This window comes from Enterobacter cloacae complex sp. IR5450 (genome assembly GCF_049238665.1).
In the GTDB taxonomy this organism is placed as follows: domain Bacteria; phylum Pseudomonadota; class Gammaproteobacteria; order Enterobacterales; family Enterobacteriaceae; genus Enterobacter; species Enterobacter hormaechei_C.
Genome location: NZ_JBMKIC010000001.1, coordinates 173651 through 199224, shown reverse-complemented (window position 1 = coordinate 199224; position 25574 = coordinate 173651). Strand labels below are relative to the sequence as shown.

Here is a 25574-nt window from a genome sequence, read left to right as displayed (position 1 = left end):
TCTGCCTAAGCGCACTGTCTGCGGTTGCGCTGCCTCTCACTCGTGTTATCATCAGGGCAGACCGGTTACATCCCCCTAACAAGTAAACCTGTCATTTTTCCGCTGCTGGCAAGCTGTCGGTAGTGTGAATTATCCAGGGCACGTTAAAAGAGAAACACTATCATGACGGATAAATTGACCTCCCTTCGTCAGTTCACCACTGTCGTCGCTGACACCGGAGATATTGCGGCAATGAAGCTGTACCAGCCGCAGGATGCCACAACCAACCCTTCTCTGATCCTTAACGCCGCGCAGATCCCTGAGTATCGCAAACTGATCGACGAGGCGGTGACCTGGGCAAAAGCACAGAGCAATGACCGCGCGCAGCAGGTTGTGGATGCCACTGACAAACTGGCAGTGAACATCGGTCTGGAAATCCTGAAGCTCGTTCCTGGCCGTATCTCTACCGAAGTTGATGCTCGCCTGTCCTACGACACCGAAGCCTCTATCGCCAAAGCAAAACGCCTGATCAAACTGTACAACGATGCGGGCATCAGCAACGACCGTATCCTGATCAAACTGGCCTCTACCTGGCAGGGCATCCGCGCTGCTGAGCAGCTGGAAAAAGAAGGGATCAACTGTAACCTGACTCTGCTGTTCTCCTTCGCGCAGGCGCGTGCATGTGCCGAAGCTGGCGTATACCTGATTTCTCCGTTCGTGGGCCGTATTCTGGACTGGTACAAAGCCAACACCGACAAGAAAGAGTACGCGGCGTCTGAAGATCCAGGCGTGATTTCTGTGACTGAAATCTACGAATACTACAAACAGCACGGCTATGAGACCGTTGTTATGGGCGCAAGCTTCCGTAACGTCGGCGAAATCATCGAGCTGGCTGGCTGTGACCGCCTGACCATCGCCCCTGCGCTGCTGAAAGAGCTGGCAGAAAGCGAAGGTGCTATCGAGCGTAAACTGTCTTACACTGGCGAAGTGAAAGCGCGTCCTGAGCGCATCACCGAGTCCGAGTTCCTGTGGCAGCACAACCAGGATCCAATGGCCGTAGATAAACTGGCGGACGGTATCCGTAAGTTTGCTATCGACCAGGAAAAACTGGAAAAAATGATCGGCGACCTGCTGTAATCATTCTGCGTGACCGGGCTCCCGGTCACGCGTCTTTCCCCCGCCTCTGTCTGAATTTTCTCTCTGCGTGTATCATTCCCTTTAATCAGTACTTTTTGAATGGAATGGATATGAATACCTTACGCATCGGCTTAGTGTCGATTTCTGACCGCGCCTCCAGCGGTGTTTATCAGGATAAAGGCATCCCTGCTCTGGAAGCGTGGCTGGGCAGCGCGCTCACTACCCCGTTTGAGATCCAGACTCGCCTGATCCCGGACGAGCAGCCGATCATCGAGCAAACCCTGTGTGAGCTGGTGGATGAAATGAGCTGCCACCTTGTGCTGACGACGGGCGGCACCGGCCCCGCGCGCCGCGATGTGACGCCGGACGCGACGCTGGCTATCGCCGATCGTGAAATGCCGGGCTTCGGTGAACAGATGCGCCAGATCAGTCTACACTTTGTCCCGACGGCCATTCTTTCCCGTCAGGTCGGGGTGATCCGCAAACAGGCGCTGATCCTGAACCTGCCGGGGCAGCCGAAGTCGATAAAAGAGACGCTGGAAGGGGTAAAAGCCGAGGACGGCAGCGTTATCGTCCACGGTATCTTTGCAAGTGTACCGTATTGTATACAACTGCTTGACGGTCCGTACGTGGAAACTGACGGCAACGTGGTAGCAGCATTTCGCCCTAAAAGCGCTCGCCGCGAAACAATCTCCTGAAAATGATTAAAATGTGACATAAGCGCCAGCCGCAGTAGCGTGTAAATGGATTTACGATATAGTAATTTTTTCTTTACGATTGCTGTAAAAAATAATCCACAACACATGCACAATGGTTCGCTATGTCACATAATCCCCGACCTCTGAATCGACAGGACTACAAAACCCTCACGCTCGCTGCCCTGGGCGGCGCGCTGGAGTTTTACGATTTCATCATCTTTGTCTTCTTCGCCGCCGTTGTGGGGGCGCTGTTTTTCCCGGCGGATATTCCTGAATGGCTGCGTCAGGTACAAACCTTCGGCATTTTCGCTGCCGGCTATCTGGCGCGTCCGCTGGGCGGCATTGTCATGGCGCACTTTGGCGATCTGGTTGGGCGCAAGAAGATGTTTACCCTCAGCATCCTGCTTATGGCCGTGCCGACGCTGGCGATTGGCCTTTTGCCTACCTATGAGTCGATGGGCATTATCGCCCCGTTATTGCTGCTGCTGATGCGTATTCTCCAGGGCGCGGCCATCGGCGGGGAAGTGCCTGGCGCGTGGGTGTTTGTCGCTGAGCACGTCCCGGTGCGCCGCATCGGCATTGCGTGCGGAACGCTGACCGCAGGGCTGACGATCGGGATCCTGCTTGGCTCCGTAGTTGCAACCATCATCAATACCAGCATGACGCAACAGGCCGTTCACGACTGGGGCTGGCGTATACCGTTCCTGCTGGGCGGGGCGTTTGGGCTGGTGGCAATGTACCTGCGACGCTGGTTGCAGGAGACGCCAATATTTCTGGAAATGCAGCAGCGGAAGGCGCTGGCGCAAGAACTGCCGGTGAAAACCGTAGTAGTGCGGCATAAAAAAGCGGTAGTCGTGTCGATGCTTCTGACCTGGCTGCTGTCTGCGGGTATCGTGGTGGTCATTTTGATGTCGCCGGTCTGGCTGCAAAAACAGTACGGTTTTGCGCCTGCCGTGACGTTACAGGCGAACAGTATCGCGACAATTATGCTCTGCTTTGGCTGTCTGGCCGCCGGGCTGGCGGCGGATCGTTTCGGCGCCAGCGTGACCTTTATTGTCGGCAGCCTGCTGCTGGCCGCGTCGAGCTGGGCATTCTATCATCTTGCGGGCACCCATCCTGAACAGCTGTTCCTGCTGTACGGTGTCGTCGGGCTGTGTGTGGGCGTCGTTGGCGCCGTACCGTACGTGATGGTCCGCGCCTTTCCGCCGGAGGTACGCTTCACCGGAATCTCTTTCTCTTATAACGTCTCGTATGCCATTTTCGGCGGGCTGACCCCGATTGTGGTGACGGTGTTGATGGGGCTGTCGCCCCTTGCACCTGCGTGGTACGTGCTGGCGTTATCGCTGATGGGGCTGGTATTGGGGATGTGGCTTCGCCAGTCAGAGGGACGTTGTGCCCGCGACGCGGGCACGACAGAGGGATCAGTGTTTTTCACCAATCGGTAGAATGGTGCGGTCGAACTGCTCGTTCAGCACTTCACCCATGGCCAGGTAGATTGCGCTTGCGCCGCAAACCAGACCGACCCAGCCGGCAACGTGAACGATGCCTTCGTTATCCGCCAGGTGACCGATGGCCAGCAGGGCGAACAGGACGGTCAGGCTCAGGAAGACGAATTGCAGCGCGCGGTTCGCCTTAAGGGTACCGAAGAACATGAACAGGGTGAACACGCCCCACAGTCCCAGGTACACGCCCAGGAAATGGGCGTTTGCCGCCTCCGCCAGGCCCATTTTAGGCATCAGCAGAATCGCGACCAGAGTCAGCCAGAAAGAACCGTAAGAGGTAAAGGCGGTTAAGCCGAAGGTGTTGCCTTTCTTATATTCCAGCAGGCCCGCAAAGATTTGTGCGATACCGCCGTAAAAAATGCCCATCGCCAGGATAATGCCGTCCATCGGGAACATCCCGATATTGTGCAGGTTCAGCAGAATGGTGGTCATGCCAAAACCCATCAGGCCCAGCGGAGCCGGATTAGCCAACTTAGTGTTGCCCATAAGTCCTCAAAAAATCATCATTAATATGGTGAAATGGTTAAACCCGCGCCAGTTCTCCCTGACGGGGCGCGGCATCATAATGGGCGGCATCGACGCCGTCTATGATCTCATCGGGGTGAAATTAAAAAATTTTTTATCCTTCCCCCTTGATGGATGCCGTTGTGACCCCATCTTGTAAGCAACCGCAGTGTGTGGACCTGAAAAAAATCAAATCTGGGCAGTTGAAAAAGCACGTTCTGCCCTTATTACAGGTACACAACCACATGTTGACTGAATTTTTAGTGGAGACGTTTAGATGGGTAAAATTATTGGTATCGACCTGGGTACTACCAACTCTTGTGTAGCGATTATGGATGGCACTACTGCACGTGTGCTGGAGAACGCCGAGGGCGATCGCACCACGCCTTCTATCATTGCTTATACCCAGGATGGTGAAACTCTGGTTGGTCAGCCGGCTAAACGTCAGGCAGTGACAAACCCGCAAAACACCCTGTTTGCGATCAAACGCCTGATTGGCCGCCGCTTCCAGGACGAAGAAGTTCAGCGTGACGTTTCCATCATGCCTTACAAAATCATCGCAGCCGATAACGGCGATGCATGGCTTGATGTGAAAGGCACCAAAACTGCACCTCCGCAGATCTCTGCTGAAGTGCTGAAGAAAATGAAGAAAACTGCGGAAGATTACCTGGGTGAACCGGTAACTGAAGCTGTTATCACCGTACCTGCTTACTTCAACGATGCTCAGCGTCAGGCAACCAAAGATGCTGGCCGTATCGCAGGCCTGGAAGTAAAACGTATCATCAACGAACCAACCGCAGCAGCACTGGCTTACGGTCTGGATAAAGAAGTTGGCAACCGTACTATCGCGGTTTACGACCTGGGTGGTGGTACCTTCGATATTTCTATTATCGAAATCGACGATGTTGACGGCGAAAAAACCTTCGAAGTTCTGGCAACCAACGGTGATACCCACCTGGGTGGTGAAGACTTCGATACCCGTCTGATCAACTACCTCGTTGACGAGTTCAAGAAAGATCAGGGCATTGACCTGCGTAACGACCCGCTGGCTATGCAGCGCCTGAAAGAAGCCGCTGAGAAAGCGAAGATCGAGCTGTCTTCCGCTCAGCAGACCGACGTGAACCTGCCGTACATCACTGCAGACGCGACCGGTCCAAAACACATGAACATCAAAGTGACCCGTGCGAAACTGGAAAGCCTGGTAGAAGACCTGGTGAACCGTTCTATCGAGCCACTGAAAGTTGCATTGCAGGACGCTGGCCTGTCCGTGTCTGACATTCAGGACGTTATCCTGGTAGGTGGTCAGACTCGTATGCCAATGGTTCAGAAGAAAGTGGCTGAATTCTTTGGTAAAGAGCCACGTAAAGACGTGAACCCGGACGAAGCGGTTGCTATCGGTGCTGCGGTTCAGGGTGGTGTACTGACCGGTGAAGTGAAAGACGTACTGCTGCTGGACGTTACCCCGCTGTCTCTGGGTATCGAAACCATGGGTGGCGTGATGACCCCGCTCATCAACAAAAACACCACTATCCCGACGAAACACAGCCAGGTGTTCTCTACCGCTGAAGACAACCAGTCTGCGGTAACCATCCATGTGATTCAGGGTGAGCGTAAGCGCGCGGCGGATAACAAATCTCTGGGTCAGTTCAACCTGGACGGTATTAACCCGGCACCACGCGGCATGCCACAGATCGAAGTCACCTTCGACATCGATGCTGACGGTATCCTGCACGTGTCTGCGAAAGACAAAAACAGCGGTAAAGAGCAGAAGATTACCATCAAAGCATCTTCTGGCCTGAACGAAGCGGAAATCGAAAAAATGGTTCGTGATGCCGAAGCTAACGCGGAATCCGACCGTAAGTTCGAAGAGCTGGTTCAGACCCGTAACCAGGGTGACCATCTGCTGCACAGCACCCGTAAGCAGGTTGAAGAAGCGGGCGATAAACTGCCAGCGGAAGACAAAACTGCAATCGAAACTGCACTGAGCGCGCTGGAAACGTCTCTGAAAGGCGAAGACAAAGCGGACATCGAAGCGAAGATGCAGGAGCTGGCACAGGTTTCTCAGAAGCTGATGGAAATCGCTCAGCAGCAGCACGCACAGCAGCAGGCGGGCGCTGATGCTTCGGCGAACAACGCGAAAGACGACGATGTTGTCGACGCTGAGTTCGAAGAAGTGAAAGACAAAAAATAATCGCCCTGATGCAGGGTAAGTAATCGGCACGGGCGTAGGAGAATTCTCCACGCCCGTGCTCGCATGTTAAGGGGCTTAAAAAAACCAATGGCAAAGCAAGACTATTACGAGATTTTAGGCGTTCCGAAAACTGCGGAAGAGCGTGAAATCAAAAAGGCGTATAAGCGCCTGGCCATGAAATTCCACCCTGACCGTAATCAGGGTGACAAAGAGGCTGAAGCCAAATTTAAAGAGATTAAAGAAGCCTACGAAGTCCTGACCGATGCACAAAAACGTGCGGCCTATGATCAGTACGGACACGCGGCCTTTGAACAGGGCGGCATGGGCGGCGGTGGATTTGGTGGCGGCGGCTTCGGCGGCGGCGCTGATTTCAGCGATATCTTTGGTGATGTATTTGGCGATATCTTCGGTGGCGGGCGTGGCCGTCAGCGCGCGGCGCGCGGCGCAGACCTGCGCTACAACATGGACCTGACGCTGGAAGAAGCGGTTCGCGGCGTCACCAAAGAGATCCGTATTCCGACGCTGGAAGAGTGTGACGTTTGCCACGGCAGCGGTGCGAAAGCGGGGACTCAGCCACAGACCTGCCCAACCTGTCACGGTTCCGGTCAGGTGCAGATGCGCCAGGGCTTCTTCGCGGTGCAGCAGGCCTGTCCGCACTGTCATGGTCGCGGTACGCTGATTAAAGATCCGTGCACCAAATGTCATGGTCACGGTCGCGTGGAGAAAACCAAAACGCTGTCCGTTAAGATCCCGGCAGGCGTCGATACGGGCGACCGCATCCGTCTGGCAGGTGAGGGTGAAGCCGGCGAGCACGGCGCACCGGCAGGCGATCTGTACGTTCAGGTTCAGGTGAAGCAGCACGCCATCTTCGAGCGTGAAGGTAACAACCTGTACTGTGAAGTGCCGATCAACTTTGCGATGGCGGCGCTGGGCGGCGAAATCGAAGTGCCGACGCTGGACGGTCGCGTTAACCTGAAAATCCCTGGCGAAACCCAGACCGGGAAACTGTTCCGCATGCGCGGCAAAGGCGTTAAATCCGTTCGCGGTGGCGCGCAGGGTGACCTGTTATGCCGCGTGGTCGTGGAAACGCCGGTCGGCCTGAACGATAAGCAGAAACAGCTGCTGAAAGAGCTTCAGGAAAGCTTTGGTGGCCCGACAGGTGAGAAAAACAGCCCGCGCTCCAAAAGCTTCTTCGATGGCGTCAAAAAATTCTTCGACGATTTAACCCGCTAACCCGCCAGCTTGTTACTATCATTTAAAGCCCGGAAGCGATTCCGGGCTTTTTGCTTTATAGCGTTATACCTCGGTTAAACTGAATCTATAACCAATATTAATCTGTTTTTACCGATCTGTTTGCGCTGATATTATGGTTTTACCGAGGTATTGTTGTAAAAGAGAGTTTAAACGTGAAATTACTACACCGTTTCTTTAGCAGTGAGGCATCCGGCGGCGTCATCCTGATTATTGCTGCTGCGGCTGCCATGCTGCTCGCCAATATGGGCATGACACGCGATCTCTATCACGCATTTCTGGAAACGCCCGTCGAGCTGAAGGTCGGGGCGCTGGAAATTAACAAGAACATGCTGCTGTGGATCAACGATGCGCTGATGGCGGTGTTCTTCCTGCTGGTGGGCCTGGAGGTTAAACGTGAGCTGGTGAGCGGTTCGCTTGCCAGCCGTCAGCGTGCGGCGTTTCCGGTGATCGCGGCGATTGGCGGGATGATCGTTCCGGCGTTGCTCTTTCTCGCATTTGCGTGGCAGGATCCGGTTGCTCGTGACGGCTGGGCGATCCCGGCCGCAACGGATATCGCGTTTGCGCTCGGGGTCTTAGCCTTGCTCGGTAGCCGCGTCCCGGTAGCACTGAAAATTTTCCTGATGGCGCTGGCGATTATCGATGATCTGGGCGCTATCGTGATTATCGCGCTGTTCTACACCAGCGATCTGTCCTTTCTGTCGCTGAGCGTGGCGGCCGTAGCTATTGCGGTGCTGGCGTTGCTGAACGTCTTCAACGTCCGACGCACGGGGGTTTATATTCTGGTGGGGATGGTGCTGTGGACGGCGGTGCTGAAGTCTGGCGTGCATGCCACGCTGGCGGGCGTCATCGTTGGCTTCTTTATTCCGCTGAAGGAACAGGACGGCAAATCGCCTGCCAGACAGCTGGAGCATGTGCTTCATCCGTGGGTGGGTTTTATGATCCTGCCGCTGTTTGCGTTTGCCAACGCGGGTGTTTCCCTGGCCGGGGTTACCCTGGACGGACTCACCTCTGTGCTGCCGCTGGGTATCATCGCCGGTCTGTTTATTGGTAAGCCGCTGGGCATCAGCCTGTTCTGCTGGCTGGCGCTGAAGCTGAAGCTGGCGTCATTGCCAAACGGAACCACCTTTAGCCAGATTATGGCCGTTGGCGTGCTGTGCGGTATTGGATTCACCATGTCGATCTTTATCTCGACGCTGGCGTTTGGCGCAAGCGCGCCTGAGCTTATCGTCTGGGCGAAACTCGGCATTCTTATCGGGTCGTTCCTGGCCGCGGTTATGGGTTACACCTTGTTGAAGGTGAAGTTGTCCGGACAGGCTGTCCAGGCATAACAGGAAACCGGGAGAAGGGAAGCCTTCTCCCGATAAACTATCAGGGAGTGAAAACGTGATGTCTCATTTGAACTATAACCATCTCTATTACTTCTGGCATGTCTACAAGCAGGGCTCGGTCGTGGGTGCCGCAGAGGCGCTCTACCTGACGCCACAGACTATCACCGGGCAAATCAAAGCCCTGGAAGAGCGCTTGCAGGGAAAGCTTTTTAAGCGGAAAGGGCGTGGCATTGAGCCGAGCGAGCTGGGTGAACTGGTATTCCGCTATGCGGACAAGATGTTCACCCTGAGCCAGGAGATGCTGGATATCGTTAACTATCGCAAAGAGTCGAACCTGCTCTTTGACGTGGGCGTGGCGGATGCGTTGTCCAAACGGCTGGTAAGCGGTGTGCTGGATGCGGCGGTGGTGGAAGATGAACAGATACATTTACGCTGCTTTGAGTCCACTCACGAGATGCTGCTGGAACAGCTGAGCCAGCATAAGCTGGATATGATTATTTCGGATTGTCCTATCGATTCCACGCAGCAGGAAGGCTTGTTCTCGGTGAAAATTGGCGAATGCGGTGTCAGTTTCTGGTGCATCAATCCACCGCCGGAAAAACCGTTTCCGGCTTGCCTGGAAGAGCGCCGCTTGCTGGTTCCGGGGAGGCGGTCCATGCTCGGACGTAAGCTGCTGAACTGGTTTAACTCGCAGGGGCTAAACGTAGAAATTCTCGGTGAGTTCGACGATGCGGCGCTGATGAAAGCCTTTGGCGAGGCGCACAACGCTATCTTCGTTGCCCCGACGCTGTATGCGCACGATCTCTATTCAGACGACAAGATTACCGAGATTGGCAGGGTGGATAACGTGATGGAAGAGTATCACGCCATATTCGCCGAAAGGATGATTCAGCATCCGGCGGTGCAGCGAATCTGCAACCGGGACTACTCGGCGCTGTTTACGCCGCCGGCAATCTGAAGGCATAAAAAAACCCGCGTTAAGCGGGTTCTTTCAAACAAGCAACAACAAGTGGCGATTAAGCCAGTTTGTTGATCTGCGCGGTCAGGTTTGCTTTATGACGCGCTGCTTTGTTTTTGTGGATCAGACCTTTAGCAGCCTGACGATCCACGATTGGTTGCATTTCGTTAAATGCGTTCTGCGCTGCAGCTTTGTCGCCAGCTTCGATTGCTGCGTATACTTTCTTGATGAAAGTACGCATCATAGAGCGACGGCTTGCATTGTGCTTACGAGCCTTTTCAGACTGAACGGCACGTTTCTTAGCTGATTTGATATTAGCCAAGGTCCAACTCCCAAATATGATCTATGTGGACAATTCAAAGGCCGAGGAATATGCCCTCTATACCTTCTTTTGTCAATGGATTTGTGCAAATAAGCGCCGTTAATGTGGCGACGCTACGTTACGTAGTGATGGCGCAGGATTCTACCAGCTTGTCGTTCGTGAATACAGCTTTTCGGCGTAAAAATCGCAGTTCGCGGGCAGATTTTTTTGCTGTGAAAGGTCAGCGTGATGAAATCATACGGCTTTCTGTTTAGCGTGAACAATCGCCGGTTAACCTTAACCGCTGTACAAGGTATACTTTGGCGATTTTCACTGTTTTGAGCCAGTCATGAAGCTGATACGCGGCATACATAATCTCAGTCAAGCCCCGCACGGGTGCGTGCTGACCATTGGTAATTTCGACGGCGTGCATCGTGGGCATCAGGCGCTGTTGCAGGGATTGCGTAAAGAAGGCGAGGCGCGAGGCCTGCCCGTCGTGGTGATGATTTTCGAGCCTCAGCCGCTGGAGCTGTTTGCAGGCGAGAAATCCCCCGCGCGGCTGACGCGTCTGCGTGAGAAGTTACGCTACCTGGCGGAGTCAGGGGTGGACTACGTCCTGTGTGTACGGTTCGACCGTCGTTTTGCCGCGCTGACCGCACAAAATTTTGTCAGCGATCTGTTGGTCAGGCAGCTTGGCGTGCAGTTTCTCGCCGTGGGCGATGATTTCCGCTTTGGCGCTGGTCGTCAGGGCGATTTCTTGTTATTACAGAAGGCTGGCCTGGAGTACGGGTTTGACGTCACCAGTACAATGACCTTCTGCGAGGGCGGCGTGCGCGTCAGCAGCACGGCGGTACGTCAGGCGCTGGCGAACGATGAACTGGACACGGCAGAAACGCTGCTGGGTCACCCGTTCACGATTTCAGGTCGCGTGGTCCATGGCGATGCGCTGGGCCGCACGATAGGTTTCCCGACGGCGAATATACCGCTGCGTCGTCAGGTCTCCCCGGTTAAAGGGGTCTATGCGGTGGAAGTGGCAGGACTGGGCGAGAAGCCTTTCTACGGCGTCGCCAACATTGGCACACGTCCAACGGTTGCCGGTGTGCGTCAACAGTTAGAAGTACACCTGCTGGACGTTGTAATGGACCTGTATGGTCGCCATATAGATGTGATACTGCGTAAAAAAATACGCAATGAACAGCGATTCGCTTCGCTGGATGAACTTAAGGCGCAAATCGCGCGAGATGAATTAACGGCCCGCGAGTTTTTTGGGCTTTAGAACCGGCTTAACTGCCTACGTGATAAATACGGAACCGAGAATCTGATGAGTGACTATAAATCAACCCTGAATTTGCCGGAAACAGGGTTCCCGATGCGCGGCGATCTCGCCAAGCGTGAACCGGGAATGCTGGCGCGTTGGACCGATGATGACCTGTACGGCATCATTCGTGCAGCCAAAAAAGGCAAAAAAACCTTCATTCTGCATGATGGCCCTCCATATGCGAATGGCAGCATTCATATTGGTCACTCTGTAAACAAGATTCTGAAAGACATTATCGTGAAGTCCAAAGGACTCGCGGGATATGACTCGCCTTACGTTCCGGGCTGGGACTGCCATGGTCTGCCAATCGAGCTGAAAGTGGAGCAAGAGTACGGTAAGCCGGGTGAGAAGTTCACCGCCGCAGAATTCCGCGCGAAGTGCCGCGAATACGCAGCCACCCAGGTTGACGGTCAGCGCGCTGACTTTATCCGTCTGGGCGTACTGGGCGACTGGTCGCATCCGTACCTGACCATGGACTTCAAAACCGAAGCCAACATCATCCGTGCGCTGGGCAAAATCATCGGTAACGGCCACCTGCACAAAGGCGCGAAGCCGGTGCACTGGTGCGTGGACTGCCGTTCTGCGCTGGCAGAAGCGGAAGTAGAGTATTACGACAAAACCTCGCCTTCTATCGACGTGGCGTTCGAAGCGGTCGATCAGGATGCGATCAAAGCTAAATTTGGTCTGCCTGGGGTAAGCGGTCCAGTCTCGCTGGTTATCTGGACAACCACCCCGTGGACGCTGCCTGCTAACCGCGCGATTTCCCTCTCTGGCGAGTTTGAGTATGCGCTGGTGCAGATTGATGGCCGTGCGGTTATCCTGGCGAAAGACCTGGTCGAAAGCGTACTGAAACGCGCGAACATCACCGATTACACCGTGCTGGGCACCGTAAAAGGCGACGCGCTGGAACTGATGCGCTTCAAACACCCGTTCCTGGACTTCGACGTTCCGGCGATTCTGGGCGACCACGTAACGCTGGACGCGGGTACCGGTGCGGTACATACCGCCGGTGGCCACGGCCCTGACGACTACAACATCAGCCTGAAGTACGGTCTGGAAATCGCCAACCCGGTTGGGCCGGACGGCTCTTACCTGCCTGGCACCTACCCGGCGCTGGACGGCATCAACGTCTTCAAAGCGAACGACATTATTGTCGACATGCTGCGCACCAGCGGCGCGCTGCTGCACGTTGAAAAAATGCAGCACAGCTATCCGTGCTGCTGGCGTCACAAGACGCCAATCATCTTCCGTGCGACCCCGCAGTGGTTCGTCAGCATGGATCAGAAGGGCCTGCGCGAGCAGTCTCTGAAAGAGATCAAAGGCGTGCAGTGGATCCCGGACTGGGGCCAGGCGCGTATCGAATCCATGGTGGCTAACCGTCCTGACTGGTGTATCTCCCGTCAGCGCACCTGGGGCGTGCCGATGTCGCTGTTCGTGCACAAAGAGACGCAGGAACTGCATCCGAACACCCTGGAACTGATGGAAGAAGTGGCGAAACGCGTTGAAGTTGACGGCATTCAGGCGTGGTGGGATCTCGACGCCCGCGACATCCTGGGCGCGGACGCGGACAACTACGAGAAAGTGCCGGATACCCTGGACGTGTGGTTCGACTCCGGTTCAACCCATGCCTCTGTGGTTGACGTGCGCCCTGAGTTCGCCGGTCACGCTGCCGACATGTATCTCGAAGGCTCCGACCAACACCGCGGCTGGTTCATGTCATCCCTGATGATCTCCACCGCCATGAAGGGCAAAGCACCTTACCGTCAGGTACTGACTCACGGCTTCACCGTGGATGGTCAGGGCCGTAAGATGTCCAAGTCCATCGGTAACACCGTTTCGCCGCAGGACGTAATGAACAAGCTGGGCGCGGACATCCTGCGTCTGTGGGTAGCCTCTACCGACTACACCGGCGAAATGGCGGTGTCTGACGAGATCCTGAAGCGTGCTGCCGACAGCTATCGTCGTATCCGTAACACCGCGCGCTTCCTGCTGGCGAACCTGAACGGGTTCGATCCGGTAAAAGATATGGTGAAGCCGGAAGAGATGGTCGTGCTCGATCGCTGGGCGGTAGGCTGCGCGAAAGCGGCGCAGGAAGATATCCTGAAAGCGTATGAGTCTTACGATTTCCACGAAGTGGTGCAGCGCCTGATGCGCTTCTGCTCCATCGAGATGGGCTCGTTCTACCTCGACATCATTAAAGACCGTCAGTACACCGCGAAAGCGGACAGCGTGGCGCGCCGCAGCTGTCAGTCTGCGCTGTACCACATCGCAGAAGCGCTGGTGCGCTGGATGGCGCCGATCATGTCCTTCACCGCGGATGAAATCTGGGGTTACCTGCCGGGCGACCGTGAGAAGTATGTCTTCACCGGCGAGTGGTATGAAGGTCTGTTCGATCTCTCCAGCACCGAAGCGATGAACGATGCCTATTGGGACGAGCTGCTGAAAGTGCGTGGCGAAGTGAACAAGGTTATCGAGCAGGCGCGCGCTGACAAGAAAGTCGGTGGCTCTCTGGAAGCGACGGTGACCCTGTACGCAGAGCCTGAGCTGGCCGCGAAGCTGACCGCGCTGGGCGATGAATTACGATTTGTCCTGTTGACCTCCGGTGCGAAAGTTGCGGATTATGCCGAGGCGTCTGCTGATGCTCAGCAGAGCGAACTGCTCAAAGGACTGAAGGTCGCACTGAGCAAAGCCGACGGTGAGAAATGCCCGCGTTGCTGGCATTACACTACCGATGTCGGTCAGGTGGCGGAACACGCAGACATCTGCGGACGCTGTGTAAGCAACGTCGCCGGTGACGGCGAAAAACGTAAGTTTGCCTGATGAGTAAAACTCTCTGTTCAACAGGACTGCGCTGGCTGTGGCTGGTGGTAGTGGTGCTGATTATTGATTTGGGGAGCAAGTTCCTGATCCTCCAGAATTTCGCTCTGGGGGATACGGTCCCGCTATTCCCGTCGCTTAACCTGCACTACGCCCGCAACTACGGTGCGGCGTTTAGTTTCCTTGCCGACAGCGGTGGCTGGCAGCGCTGGTTCTTCGCGGGTATCGCTATCGGTATCTGCGTCGTGCTGGCGGTGCTGATGTACCGCTCGAAGGCCACGCAAAAGCTGAATAACATCGCCTACGCGCTGATCATTGGCGGCGCGCTGGGTAACCTGTTTGACCGCCTGTGGCACGGCTTTGTGGTCGATATGATCGACTTCTACGTCGGCGACTGGCACTTCGCGACCTTTAACCTCGCCGATAGCGCAATATGCATTGGTGCGGCGTTAATCGTGCTGGAAGGCTTCTTGCCTAAACCGGCTGCGAAAGAGCAGGCGTAACAAAACCAGCCGGGTGACGCGTAGCGATCCCGGCCTACAGAATTTGTGGCCCCCGTAGGCCCGGTAAGCGTAGCGCCACCGGGCAACAGGTGACCCAAAACAAGCGAGCAATTTGCATGTCTAAATCCGTACAGAGCAACAGCGCGGTTCTCGTTCACTTTACGCTGAAGCTGGATGACGGCTCTACGGCCGAATCCACCCGCAACAACGGCAAACCAGCCCTGTTTCGTCTTGGCGATACCTCCCTGTCTGAAGGTCTTGAGCAGCAGCTTCTCGGTCTGAAAGAGGGTGAGAAAAAAGCCTTTTCGCTGGAGCCGGATGCCGCGTTTGGCGTGCCAAGCCCGGATCTGATCCAGTACTTCTCCCGTCGTGAGTTTATGGACGCGGGTGAACCGGAGATCGGGGCAATTATGCTCTTTACCGCTATGGACGGCAGCGAAATGCCTGGCGTGATCCGCGAAATCAACGGCGACTCGATTACCGTTGACTTCAACCATCCGCTTGCCGGGCGCACTGTCCATTTTGATGTAGAAGTGCTGGAGATCGATCCGGCACTGGAGGCCTGAAATGCAGATCCTGTTGGCTAACCCGCGCGGTTTTTGCGCCGGTGTAGACCGCGCTATCAGCATTGTTGAAAACGCGCTGGAGATTTACGGCGCGCCGATTTACGTGCGTCACGAAGTGGTGCACAACCGCTACGTGGTCGACAGCCTGCGCGAGCGCGGTGCGATTTTTATCGAGCAGATTAGCGAAGTGCCGGACGGCGCAATTCTCATCTTCTCCGCGCACGGCGTCTCGCAGGCGGTACGCAACGAGGCGAAAAACCGCGATCTGACCGTTTTCGATGCCACCTGTCCGCTGGTGACCAAAGTGCATATGGAAGTGGCGCGCGCCAGCCGTCGCGGTGAAGAGTCAATTCTGATTGGTCACGCCGGTCACCCGGAAGTGGAAGGCACCATGGGCCAGTACAGCAACCCGGAAGGGGGCATGTATCTGGTTGAGTCACCGGAAGACGTCTTTACGCTGAATGTGAAAAACGAAGCCCGACTGTCGTTTATGACCCAGACGACGCTTTCCGTGGACGACACCTCAGACGTGATTGACGCCCTGCGCCAGCGCTTCCCGAAAATCGTCGGGCCGCGCAAAGATGATATCTGCTACGCAACCACCAACCGTCAGGAAGCCGTGCGCGCGCTGGCTGAACAGGCGGACGTGGTACTGGTGGTCGGCTCGAAAAACTCCTCTAACTCTAACCGTCTGGCCGAACTGGCGCAGCGTATGGGGAAAGCGGCGTTTTTAATCGACGACGCAACGGACATTCAGGAAGCGTGGGTGAAAAACGCGGTCTGCGTCGGTGTTACCGCAGGCGCTTCAGCGCCGGATATTCTGGTGCAGAACGTCATTGCCCGCCTGCAAGAGCTGGGCGGTGGCGAAGCGGTGCCGCTGGAAGGCCGCGAAGAGAACATTGTCTTTGAAGTGCCGAAAGAGTTGCGTATTGACGCGCGAGAAGTGGAATAGTTCTTTATCTGATGAAAGGCCAGCACCTCCTGTGCTGGCCTTTTTTTTGCCCCAAACTTTATCGTGACGACAAAATCATGTCTTTTACTGATATTTAAGTCGGTTTCACGTTAAATTCTAATTATCGGTGTTTTCAGTTGGCAGGCTTTGCCAAGGCTGGTTAATCTGAAAACGGTTTACATCATTTTAACGTAAGAGAATAACTATGCATGATGCACAGATCCGCGTTGCTATTGCGGGCGCGGGTGGACGTATGGGTCGCCAGCTGATTCAGGCGGCACTACAGATGGATGGCGTGGCACTCGGCGCGGCGCTGGAGCGTGAGGGTTCATCCCTGCTGGGAGCCGATGCAGGCGAACTGGCGGGCGCGGGCAAGACAGGCGTAACCGTACAGAGCAGCCTTGAGGCAGTGAAAGAAGACTTTGATGTGTTCATCGACTTTACCCGTCCGGAAGGCACGCTGGCTCATCTGGCGTTTTGCCGTCAGCACGGTAAAGGGATGGTGATTGGTACCACTGGTTTCGATGATGCCGGTAAACAGGCCATTCAGGACGCAGCCACCGACATTGCGATTGTCTTCGCTGCGAACTTTAGCGTCGGCGTTAACGTCATGCTGAAACTGCTGGAAAAGGCAGCGAAGGTGATGGGAAATTATACCGACATTGAGATTGTTGAAGCACACCACCGCTATAAAGTTGATGCTCCATCAGGCACGGCGCTGGCGATGGGCGAAGCGATTGCTCATGCACTTGATAAAGATTTAAAAGAGTGCGCGGTCTATACCCGTGAAGGACATACCGGCGAACGCGTGCCCGGGGCAATTGGTTTCGCAACCGTTCGTGCAGGCGATATCGTCGGTGAACATACGGCGATGTTCGCCGATATTGGCGAACGTGTTGAGATTACCCACAAAGCGTCAAGCCGCATGACGTTTGCGAATGGTGCAGTTCGCGCCGCTTTGTGGCTTAACGCGAAGGAAAAGGGTCTTTTTGATATGCGAGATGTGCTTGATCTCAATAATTTGTAAGCGATATTACCCATCGTGATGTGGTTATTGCAGTCGTAATTACTTGATTGCATGGGGCAATAATTTATTGCCCTCTTATTTTATCCGTTTTAGATTAAAAATAACGCTTAGGCGGTATAAATCTTATTGATATGCCATTTTTCTGTGAAATATATGTAAATTTTGACCATCTGGTCCACTTTTTGTCATCCACCTCCTTAAAATTCTAACAAACCTGTCGCGCAAGCGTTTTCCGGAATGATTTACCTGATCTTTTTGCCCATTAAATCCCATTCCAGATGCCAGACTTGCAAAAGAATAAACAAAACTCCCGTTTTAAGTTGACTTTTACATGGTAAATCCCCAGAATGCCGCCGTTTGCCAAAAATCCGCTGGCAACACATTTGCATTGATCCATGACATGGTTATGAATTAATATGCAAATAAAGTGAGTGAATATTCTCTGGAGGGTGTTTTGATTAAGTCAGCGCTATTGGTTCTGGAAGACGGAACCCAGTTTATCGGTCGGGCCATAGGGGCAACGGGTTCGGCGGTTGGGGAAGTCGTTTTCAATACTTCAATGACCGGTTATCAAGAAATCCTCACTGATCCTTCCTATTCTCGCCAAATCGTTACTCTTACTTATCCTCATATCGGCAATGTCGGCACCAATGCGGCTGACGAAGAATCCTCTCAGGTACATGCGCAAGGCCTAGTCATTCGCGATCTGCCGCTGATTGCCAGCAACTTCCGCAACACCGAAGACCTCTCTTCTTACCTGAAGCGCCATAACATTGTGGCGATTGCCGATATCGATACCCGTAAGCTGACGCGTCTGCTGCGCGAGAAGGGCGCACAAAACGGTTGTATCATCGCAGGGGATAACCTCGATGCGACGCTGGCGCTGGAAAAAGCGAAAGCCTTCCCGGGTCTGAACGGTATGGACCTGGCGAAAGAAGTGACCACGGCGGAAGCCTACAGCTGGACGCAGGGTAGCTGGACGCTGGAAGGCGACCTGCCGGAAGCGAAACCGGAAAGCGAGCTGCCGTTCCACGTGGTGGCCTACGATTTTGGCGCCAAGCGCAACATCCTGCGTATGCTGGTTGACCGTGGCTGCCGCCTGACGGTCGTCCCGGCACAAACGTCTGCGGAAGATGTTCTGAAGATGAACCCGGACGGCATCTTCCTCTCTAACGGTCCTGGCGACCCGGCGCCGTGCGACTACGCTATCGACGCCATCAAGTCCTTCCTTGAAACCGATATCCCGGTATTCGGCATCTGTCTCGGCCATCAGCTGCTGGCGCTGGCGAGCGGAGCGAACACCGTCAAGATGAAGTTCGGCCACCACGGTGGTAACCACCCGGTGAAAGATATCGACAACAACACGGTGATGATCACCGCGCAGAACCACGGCTTCGCTGTGGATGAAGCGACGATGCCAGCTAACCTGCGCGTGACGCACAAATCACTGTTCGATGGTACCTTGCAGGGTATCCATCGTACCGATAAGCCAGCGTTCAGCTTCCAGGGCCACCCGGAAGCGAGCCCGGGCCCGCACGACGCCGCGCCGCTGTTCGATCACTTCATCGAACTTATCGAGCAATACCGTAAGACCGCTAAATAATCAGGAGCTGAGAAGACCATGCCAAAACGTACAGACATAAAAAGCATCCTGATCCTTGGCGCTGGCCCGATTGTCATCGGCCAGGCCTGTGAATTTGACTACTCTGGCGCGCAGGCGTGTAAAGCCCTGCGTGAAGAGGGTTACCGCGTCATTCTGGTGAACTCTAACCCGGCCACCATCATGACCGACCCGGAAATGGCGGATGCGACCTACATCGAGCCAATTCACTGGGAAGTGGTACGCAAAATTATCGAGAAAGAGCGTCCGGACGCGGTGCTGCCGACCATGGGCGGCCAGACGGCGCTGAACTGTGCGCTGGAGCTGGAGCGTCAGGGCGTGCTGGAAGAGTTCGGCGTGACCATGATCGGTGCGACCGCCGACGCGATTGATAAAGCAGAAGACCGTCGCCGCTTCGACGTGGCAATGAAAAAAATTGGCCTTGATACCGCGCGTTCCGGTATCGCGCACAATATGGAAGAAGCGCTGGCCGTTGCGGCAGAAGTGGGCTATCCGTGCATCATCCGTCCATCGTTCACCATGGGCGGCACCGGCGGCGGCATTGCCTACAACCGCGAAGAGTTTGAAGAGATTTGTGAGCGCGGCCTGGATCTCTCCCCAACCAAAGAGCTGCTGATTGATGAATCGCTGATTGGCTGGAAAGAGTACGAGATGGAAGTGGTGCGTGATAAAAACGACAACTGCATCATCGTCTGCTCCATCGAAAACTTCGACGCGATGGGGATCCACACCGGCGACTCTATCACCGTTGCGCCAGCTCAGACGCTGACCGACAAAGAGTACCAAATCATGCGTAACGCCTCGATGGCGGTACTGCGTGAAATCGGCGTGGAAACCGGCGGCTCTAACGTGCAGTTCTCGGTGAACCCGAAAACCGGCCGTCTGATTGTTATCGAAATGAACCCGCGCGTGTCCCGTTCCTCCGCGCTGGCCTCCAAAGCCACCGGCTTCCCGATTGCGAAAGTGGCGGCGAAACTGGCGGTGGGTTATACCCTCGACGAGCTGATGAACGACATCACCGGTGGCCGCACCCCTGCGTCCTTCGAGCCGTCCATCGACTACGTTGTGACCAAAATTCCACGCTTTAACTTCGAGAAATTTGCAGGCGCGAACGACCGTCTGACCACCCAGATGAAATCCGTTGGTGAAGTCATGGCGATTGGCCGCACGCAGCAGGAATCCCTGCAAAAAGCGCTGCGCGGCCTGGAAGTGGGCGCGACCGGCTTTGACCCGAAAGTCAGCCTGGACGACCCGGAAGCACTGACCAAAATCCGCCGTGAGCTGAAAGACGCGGGCGCAGAGCGTATCTGGTACATCGCCGATGCCTTCCGCGCGGGCCTGTCCGTCGACGGTGTATTTAACCTGACTAACATTGACCGCTGGTTCCTGGTGCAGATTGAAGAGCTGGTGCGTCTGGAAGAGAAAGTGGCGGAGCTGGGCATCAACGGCCTGGACGCTGACTTCCTGCGTATGCTGAAGCGTAAAGGCTTCGCCGATGCGCGTCTGGCTAAACTGGCGGGCGTGCGCGAAGCGGAGATCCGCAAGCTGCGCGACCAGTATGACCTGCATCCGGTTTACAAGCGCGTGGACACCTGTGCGGCAGAGTTCTCGACCGATACCGCGTACATGTACTCCACCTATGAAGACGAGTGCGAAGCGAACCCGTCCGTCGACCGCGACAAGATTATGGTGCTGGGCGGCGGTCCAAACCGTATCGGCCAGGGCATCGAGTTTGACTACTGCTGCGTACACGCCTCTCTGGCGCTGCGCGAAGACGGTTACGAGACCATCATGGTCAACTGTAACCCGGAAACCGTCTCGACCGACTACGATACCTCCGACCGCCTCTACTTCGAGCCGGTTACCCTGGAGGACGTGCTGGAAATCGTGCGCATCGAGAAGCCAAAAGGCGTGATCGTGCAGTACGGCGGCCAGACTCCGCTGAAGCTGGCGCGCGCGCTGGAAGCAGCAGGTGTACCGGTTATCGGCACCAGCCCGGATGCGATTGACCGTGCGGAAGACCGCGAGCGTTTCCAGCAGGCGGTTGACCGTCTCAAGCTGAAACAGCCGGCGAACGCCACCGTGACCGCGATTGAAATGGCCGTTGAGAAAGCGAAAGAGATCGGCTACCCGCTGGTGGTGCGTCCATCCTACGTACTGGGCGGCCGCGCGATGGAAATCGTCTACGACGAAGCGGACCTGCGTCGCTACTTCCAGACGGCGGTGAGCGTTTCCAACGATGCGCCAGTGCTGCTCGACCGCTTCCTCGACGACGCGGTTGAAGTCGACGTGGATGCCATCTGCGACGGCGAAATGGTGCTGATTGGCGGCATCATGGAGCACATCGAGCAGGCGGGCGTGCACTCGGGTGACTCCGCCTGTTCTCTGCCAGCGTATACCCTGAGCCAGGAGATTCAGGACGTGATGCGCCAGCAGGTGCAGAAGCTGGCCTTCGAGCTTCAGGTTCGCGGCCTGATGAACGTTCAGTTCGCGGTAAAAGACAACGAAGTCTATCTGATTGAAGTCAACCCGCGTGCGGCGCGTACCGTACCGTTTGTCTCTAAAGCGACCGGTATTCCGCTGGCGAAAGTGGCGGCGCGCGTGATGGCTGGCCAGACGCTGGCTCAGCAGGGCGTCACGAAAGAAATCATCCCGCCGTACTACTCGGTGAAAGAGGTGGTGCTGCCGTTCAACAAATTCCCGGGCGTTGACCCGCTGTTAGGGCCAGAGATGCGCTCTACCGGGGAAGTAATGGGCGTGGGCCGCACCTTCGCAGAAGCGTTTGCGAAAGCGCAGCTGGGCAGTAGCTCCACCATGAGAAAATCTGGCCGTGCGCTGCTCTCCGTTCGCGAAGGCGATAAAGAGCGCGTGGTTGACCTGGCCGCCAAGCTGCTGAAACAGGGCTTCGAGCTGGACGCCACTCACGGTACGGCGATTGTGTTGGGTGAAGCGGGTATCAACCCGCGTCTGGTGAACAAAGTGCATGAAGGTCGTCCGCACATTCAGGATCGTATCAAGAATGGCGAATATACCTACATCATCAACACCACCGCAGGACGCCAGGCGATTGAAGACTCCAAGCTGATTCGCCGCAGCGCGCTGCAATACAAAGTGCACTACGACACCACCCTGAACGGCGGTTTCGCAACAGCGATGGCGCTGAATGCGGATGCCACCGAGAAGGTGATTTCGGTGCAGGAAATGCACGCGCAGATTAGCAAGTAACCCCCATTGCCCGGTATCGTTCGGTTACCGGGCAATTTTCCCATCTTAAGAACCTTCTGGTTTTTCATCCGCTTTCAGTCAGTTAGCCTAAAATAGTTAGGTCGATAACGAAAATTCAACTGAGAGCAGGGGAAAACACCATGCAAAATAAACTACTGATCGCTTCCGTTCTGGCTGCCACCGCAATGTTCACCGTGGCGGGCTGTTCGTCCAATCAGGCCGTAAAAACCACCGATGGCAAAACGATTGTTACTGACGGGAAACCGCAGGTGGATGACGATACCGGTCTCGTATCGTACAAAAACGCCGAAACCGGTCAAACTGAACAGATTAACCGTGACCAGGTTCAATCAATGGGTGAGCTGGATAACTAAAAAAAAGCAGTGGCACATGCCACTGCTTTTTTGCTTCAGAATGATCGATTACCACCGATGGTTTAACAAAATATGACCGCCGTATGCGGCATAGCTGTTTTCACCCCATTCGCCGCTGGCTCGCAGGGAGATTGTCGTGGTTTCGTTCAGGTTGCCGGTTACGCCCAGCTCTAACTGACCACGATCTTCCGGCGTATCGTTGCTGACGGTCTCGTCGTTGAATGCCAGATCGTTTTGACCAGCACCTTTCAACCAGTTAACCGCGACGTACGGCTGCCAGGCCTTGACGTCCTTCTGCTGGAAGTAGCTTGCTTTAACGCCGAGACGACCAAAGACGCTGTCGTTGTCCAGGGTAGTGACGCGTACGCCGTCGCGATCGGTATGATTTTCCTGATCGAGATAGCTGTAGATCACCTGCGCCTGCGGCTCGATCTTCCAGGTACGTTCATTTTCTGACTGGATAACCCACGCGTGGCCGACTTCAACAGACGCGGCGAAACCTTCGCTATCGTAGTCTTCGTCGTTGCGGTTGCTGGTGACTTTGTTGTTATACCAGCTGTATGCGGCCCAGGTATCAACGTAGCTGCCCAGACGTAATTTCTGATCTTCCTGCCAGGTGGCGTAAAGCCCAACATTGAAACCATCAACCTTACCCTGAGCGTCACGCACGTTGTGCTTCGCATCAGAGTGGGTCTTCGCCTGGCCTGCACCGAACATCCCGCCAGCACGCAGGATACCGTTATCCATTGGCTTGCTCATGAAATCGCTGCCGACTTGCAGTACGGTCGTGGTGGTGTCATAGCTGACTTTATTGCCACCCGCATCGTTCTCGTGATAGCGACCCTTAACGTACATCCAGGTGTTCAGGTCGTCTTCATTGCGGAAGGTGATCTGGTCGCGATCGTCACGTTTATGCAGGAACATGCCCTGTGCGGCAAGGTAGTTGCCTAAGTAAGCACCCACTTCAGGCGCCATGACTTCCGGCGCATTGTTACCGCCGTTGTCAGTGCTACCGCCGTTGTCGGTGTTGCCGCCGTTGTCAGTGTTACCGCCGTTGTCGGTGTTACCGCCGTTGTCGGTGTTACCACCGTTGTCGGTGTTACCGCCGTTATCGGTGTTGCCGCCGTTGTCAGTGTTACCGCCGTTGTCGGTGTTACCGCCGTTATCGGTGTTGCCGCCGTTATCGGTGTTGCCGCCGTTATCGGTGTTGCCGCCATCATCGGTATTGCCACCGTCATCGGTGTCGTCAGAAGGATCATCAGAAGGCGTCGCCTTTGATTCCAGATACCAGTTGCCGTCACTGTGCTGGTAGAGGTTATATTCCCAGGCGCCTGCGACGACCGGTTTTGCCAGCGTCAGTTGGGCTTCGGAACTGCCGCCGATGCTGACAATTTCCATACCGTTAATGGTTTGCGCGCCTGCGCCGCCAATGTTGGTAATGCTGACGCCGGACTGACCGAAGCTGCTGCCCGTAATAGTGAGGTGGTCAGTTGGTGAATTATCTTCACCCAGGGTGCTGTTCATCACAATCTGGCTACCGTCAGAGCCGGTGTAGTCGCCATTAATCGTAAAATTATTGCCAACGCTATTATCAGCCGCACTGAGTAACAGCGTACCACCATTAGTCACGTTGCCGTTGATGGTATCGACGCCGGAAGCGCTGAGCGTGGAGTTACCCTGGACGGCATTCCATGCCGCCAGCGTACCGCCGCTAAGAACCGCGATGTTGTTGTTCACTTCGCCTGCGGTGGCAAAGGTCGCGCCATTTTCAACGGTAACAGTGGCGTTACTGCCCTTGACGCCGAGCGTTGCGCCGGTGGAGACCAGCGTGGTGCCGCCGTGCAGAACCGTATCCCCTGTGTAGCTATTTTTGCCCGTCAGGGTCAGGGTGTTGGAGTCTACTTTTTCGACGTTACCGCTACCGGTCATGTCGGTGGCGAAAGTGAAATCGCTACCCTGATTGAAAATGACGGTACCGTTGTTGGTGATCCCACCGCTGAGCGTCGCAGTTTTTTTGCCATCGCCCAGTTGCAGCGAGGCGTCTTTGGCCACCCGCGTATTACCGGTGTTGGATACTTCGCCCGCCAGGGTTAACGCGCCCTTGTCTATCATCAAGGAGTCGCCAGAGCCAATAATGTCAATATCGCCCGACAGCGCCCAGTTTTCGCCGTTCATTGTGACGCTGGCAAAACCGTCCCCTTCATTCAGACCCACAAAATTGCTGTCTTCTGTACCGGTGCCGATCAGAGTGAGGGTGTTTCCCGTGGAATTGGTGGAAATAACGTCACCGACAAGGACGGAACCCGTATCAAGCACCAGCGTGTTATTTTTATTGCTGGCAAACATTATAGCGGCTGTATTACCACTAATCGTTCCGCTATTCTTGATATCCAATTTTGCAGTATCTTTTACATTGATACCGTTCTCGGTTCCCTGCACAAGGGCATTGTTAGTAAGCTTGGTGTTGCCATTAGTTGCCGTAATAGCATCACCATTTGTACCGATAATTGCGCCACTGTTATTAATGCCAATACCATACCGAGTACTTAGACCCGTTTTTCCTTTTATCATTCCGGTGCTGGTATTGATAATGTTTACTGCGGAAGAGTTTTCGCCGACAAACATGCCATTTTCCGCACCGATAATATTTCCACTGTTATTAAAATCACCGAGCATTGACTGAATATTAACAGCATTCGCGGTGGTGGAGGAAATGGTTGCACCGATGTCGTTATTAATTAAAATGCGCTGTTCACCAGTATTAATATCCAGGCCATTTCCCGTGCCAGAAATATTGCCATAATTAGTGGTAGTAGTGGTAGTAAACCCAGTGACAGACACCGCCGCTTCACTACCCGCGGAGGATATCGTCACGTCTTTATTAATAACATATTCAGCATCGGCTGAAAAATCTTGAGGGACAGAGGTTGATTGATCAATGATTGCAGAAAATGCAACCGCGGGGGTGCATATCAACAAAGCAGGAAATATCTTCCCTAGAGTTTTGGTTGTATTATTTAATTTGAAGAATTTTTTGCTCATGTACACATCCATTTGAGTGAGAAGGAACATCAGATAACGTGTGTAAAACGTATATTGACTATCTTTAAGGTTGAGCTCAAAACAAAAAAGCATAAAATTATTATTTTTTCAATGAGTTATGTACAGGTTGATTTATTAAAATATGACTTAAGATAATCTAAAAATATTCGTTAAAAATATGAGTCTGCATAATCATTTTGCAGGGTTAATTCGTCGCTAGCGTGGTGCTCCTTCTTTCGCGTCAGTCGCGTTTGTATGGCGACAAAGGTTGCCAATC

General features: G+C 54.7%; 19 protein-coding genes and 1 pseudogene. 17 read left to right on the top strand and 3 right to left on the bottom strand.

Translation table 11 applies throughout. The features are described from left to right. Positions 1-162: 162 nt before the first annotated feature. The 3 genes from tal (at position 163) to ACOTYB_RS00850 (ending at position 3259) form a co-directional block, all read left to right on the top strand. Positions 163-1116: a transaldolase gene (gene tal, locus ACOTYB_RS00860; protein ID WP_003856481.1), complete on the top strand. Its 954-nt coding sequence runs from the start codon at positions 163-165 to the stop codon at positions 1114-1116. A gap of 110 nt (positions 1117-1226) precedes the next feature. Next, on the top strand, positions 1227-1814 hold the full coding sequence (mog, locus tag ACOTYB_RS00855; protein ID WP_003856479.1) for a molybdopterin adenylyltransferase: 588 nt from the start codon (positions 1227-1229) through the stop codon (positions 1812-1814). 122 nt (positions 1815-1936) lie between these two features. After that, positions 1937-3259 carry an MFS transporter gene (locus ACOTYB_RS00850; protein WP_137047759.1) on the top strand — a complete coding sequence of 441 codons (1323 nt, stop codon included), beginning with the start codon at positions 1937-1939 and terminating at the stop codon, positions 3257-3259. Here ACOTYB_RS00850 and satP read toward each other — a convergent pair. Then, positions 3236-3802, bottom strand: a complete 567-nt coding sequence (gene satP, locus ACOTYB_RS00845) for an acetate uptake transporter (RefSeq protein ID WP_003856474.1) — start codon at positions 3800-3802, stop codon at positions 3236-3238. The genes ACOTYB_RS00850 and satP overlap by 24 nt on opposite strands. A gap of 295 nt (positions 3803-4097) precedes the next feature. On the opposite strand from satP, the gene dnaK reads away from it, so the two are divergent. From dnaK to nhaR, 4 genes are all read left to right on the top strand, one after another. After that, the gene (gene dnaK / locus ACOTYB_RS00840; protein ID WP_003856470.1) at positions 4098-6011 is read left to right on the top strand and encodes a molecular chaperone DnaK; all 1914 of its coding nucleotides are present in this window, start codon (positions 4098-4100) and stop codon (positions 6009-6011) included. Positions 6012-6098: 87 nt separating this feature from the next. Next, a complete protein-coding gene (dnaJ, locus tag ACOTYB_RS00835; protein ID WP_008502040.1) occupies positions 6099-7244 on the top strand; it encodes a molecular chaperone DnaJ in 1146 nt (381 codons plus the stop codon). A 173-nt stretch (positions 7245-7417) separates the two neighbouring features. Further along, on the top strand, positions 7418-8593 hold the full coding sequence (nhaA, locus tag ACOTYB_RS00830) for a Na+/H+ antiporter NhaA (protein WP_003856464.1): 1176 nt from the start codon (positions 7418-7420) through the stop codon (positions 8591-8593). Between the two features lie 58 nt (positions 8594-8651). After that, a complete protein-coding gene (gene nhaR / locus ACOTYB_RS00825) occupies positions 8652-9551 on the top strand; it encodes a transcriptional activator NhaR (protein ID WP_003856462.1) in 900 nt (299 codons plus the stop codon). Positions 9552-9609: 58 nt separating this feature from the next. Here the strand turns inward: nhaR and rpsT are convergent, their stop codons facing one another. Next, entirely contained in the window at positions 9610-9873 is a 264-nt protein-coding gene (gene rpsT / locus ACOTYB_RS00820) for a 30S ribosomal protein S20 (protein WP_003856458.1), read from the bottom strand. Between the two features lie 115 nt (positions 9874-9988). On the opposite strand from rpsT, the pseudogene ACOTYB_RS00815 reads away from it, so the two are divergent. The 10 genes and pseudogenes from ACOTYB_RS00815 to ACOTYB_RS00770 form a co-directional block, all read left to right on the top strand. Beyond that, positions 9989-10194: pseudogene (locus ACOTYB_RS00815) on the top strand (DUF2575 domain-containing protein); the annotation flags it as partial. A 7-nt stretch (positions 10195-10201) separates the two neighbouring features. Then, positions 10202-11128, top strand: coding sequence for a bifunctional riboflavin kinase/FAD synthetase (ribF, locus tag ACOTYB_RS00810; RefSeq protein ID WP_003856456.1), 927 nt, complete (start codon positions 10202-10204; stop codon positions 11126-11128). A gap of 45 nt (positions 11129-11173) precedes the next feature. Next, positions 11174-13990, top strand: a complete 2817-nt coding sequence (ileS, locus tag ACOTYB_RS00805; protein ID WP_039268722.1) for an isoleucine--tRNA ligase — start codon at positions 11174-11176, stop codon at positions 13988-13990. After that, positions 13990-14490: a signal peptidase II gene (gene lspA / locus ACOTYB_RS00800; RefSeq protein ID WP_013095527.1), complete on the top strand. Its 501-nt coding sequence runs from the start codon at positions 13990-13992 to the stop codon at positions 14488-14490. Before ileS ends, lspA begins: the two co-directional genes overlap by 1 nt. A gap of 116 nt (positions 14491-14606) precedes the next feature. Continuing rightward, the gene (gene fkpB, locus ACOTYB_RS00795) at positions 14607-15056 is read left to right on the top strand and encodes an FKBP-type peptidyl-prolyl cis-trans isomerase (RefSeq protein ID WP_003856450.1); all 450 of its coding nucleotides are present in this window, start codon (positions 14607-14609) and stop codon (positions 15054-15056) included. A 1-nt stretch (position 15057) separates the two neighbouring features. Beyond that, entirely contained in the window at positions 15058-16008 is a 951-nt protein-coding gene (gene ispH / locus ACOTYB_RS00790) for a 4-hydroxy-3-methylbut-2-enyl diphosphate reductase (protein WP_003856448.1), read from the top strand. Between the two features lie 205 nt (positions 16009-16213). Beyond that, positions 16214-17035, top strand: coding sequence for a 4-hydroxy-tetrahydrodipicolinate reductase (gene dapB, locus ACOTYB_RS00785; protein WP_126524730.1), 822 nt, complete (start codon positions 16214-16216; stop codon positions 17033-17035). A gap of 454 nt (positions 17036-17489) precedes the next feature. Continuing rightward, a complete protein-coding gene (carA, locus tag ACOTYB_RS00780) occupies positions 17490-18638 on the top strand; it encodes a glutamine-hydrolyzing carbamoyl-phosphate synthase small subunit (RefSeq protein WP_045338409.1) in 1149 nt (382 codons plus the stop codon). Between the two features lie 18 nt (positions 18639-18656). After that, complete coding sequence (gene carB / locus ACOTYB_RS00775) at positions 18657-21881, top strand: carbamoyl-phosphate synthase large subunit (protein ID WP_023315370.1); 3225 nt, start codon at positions 18657-18659, stop codon at positions 21879-21881. A 140-nt stretch (positions 21882-22021) separates the two neighbouring features. Then, complete coding sequence (locus ACOTYB_RS00770; RefSeq protein ID WP_220153561.1) at positions 22022-22255, top strand: YgdI/YgdR family lipoprotein; 234 nt, start codon at positions 22022-22024, stop codon at positions 22253-22255. A 48-nt stretch (positions 22256-22303) separates the two neighbouring features. Here ACOTYB_RS00770 and ACOTYB_RS00765 read toward each other — a convergent pair whose 3' ends face one another. Further along, the gene (locus ACOTYB_RS00765) at positions 22304-25297 is read right to left on the bottom strand and encodes an autotransporter outer membrane beta-barrel domain-containing protein (RefSeq protein WP_409248717.1); all 2994 of its coding nucleotides are present in this window, start codon (positions 25295-25297) and stop codon (positions 22304-22306) included. Positions 25298-25574: the final 277 nt, after the last annotated feature.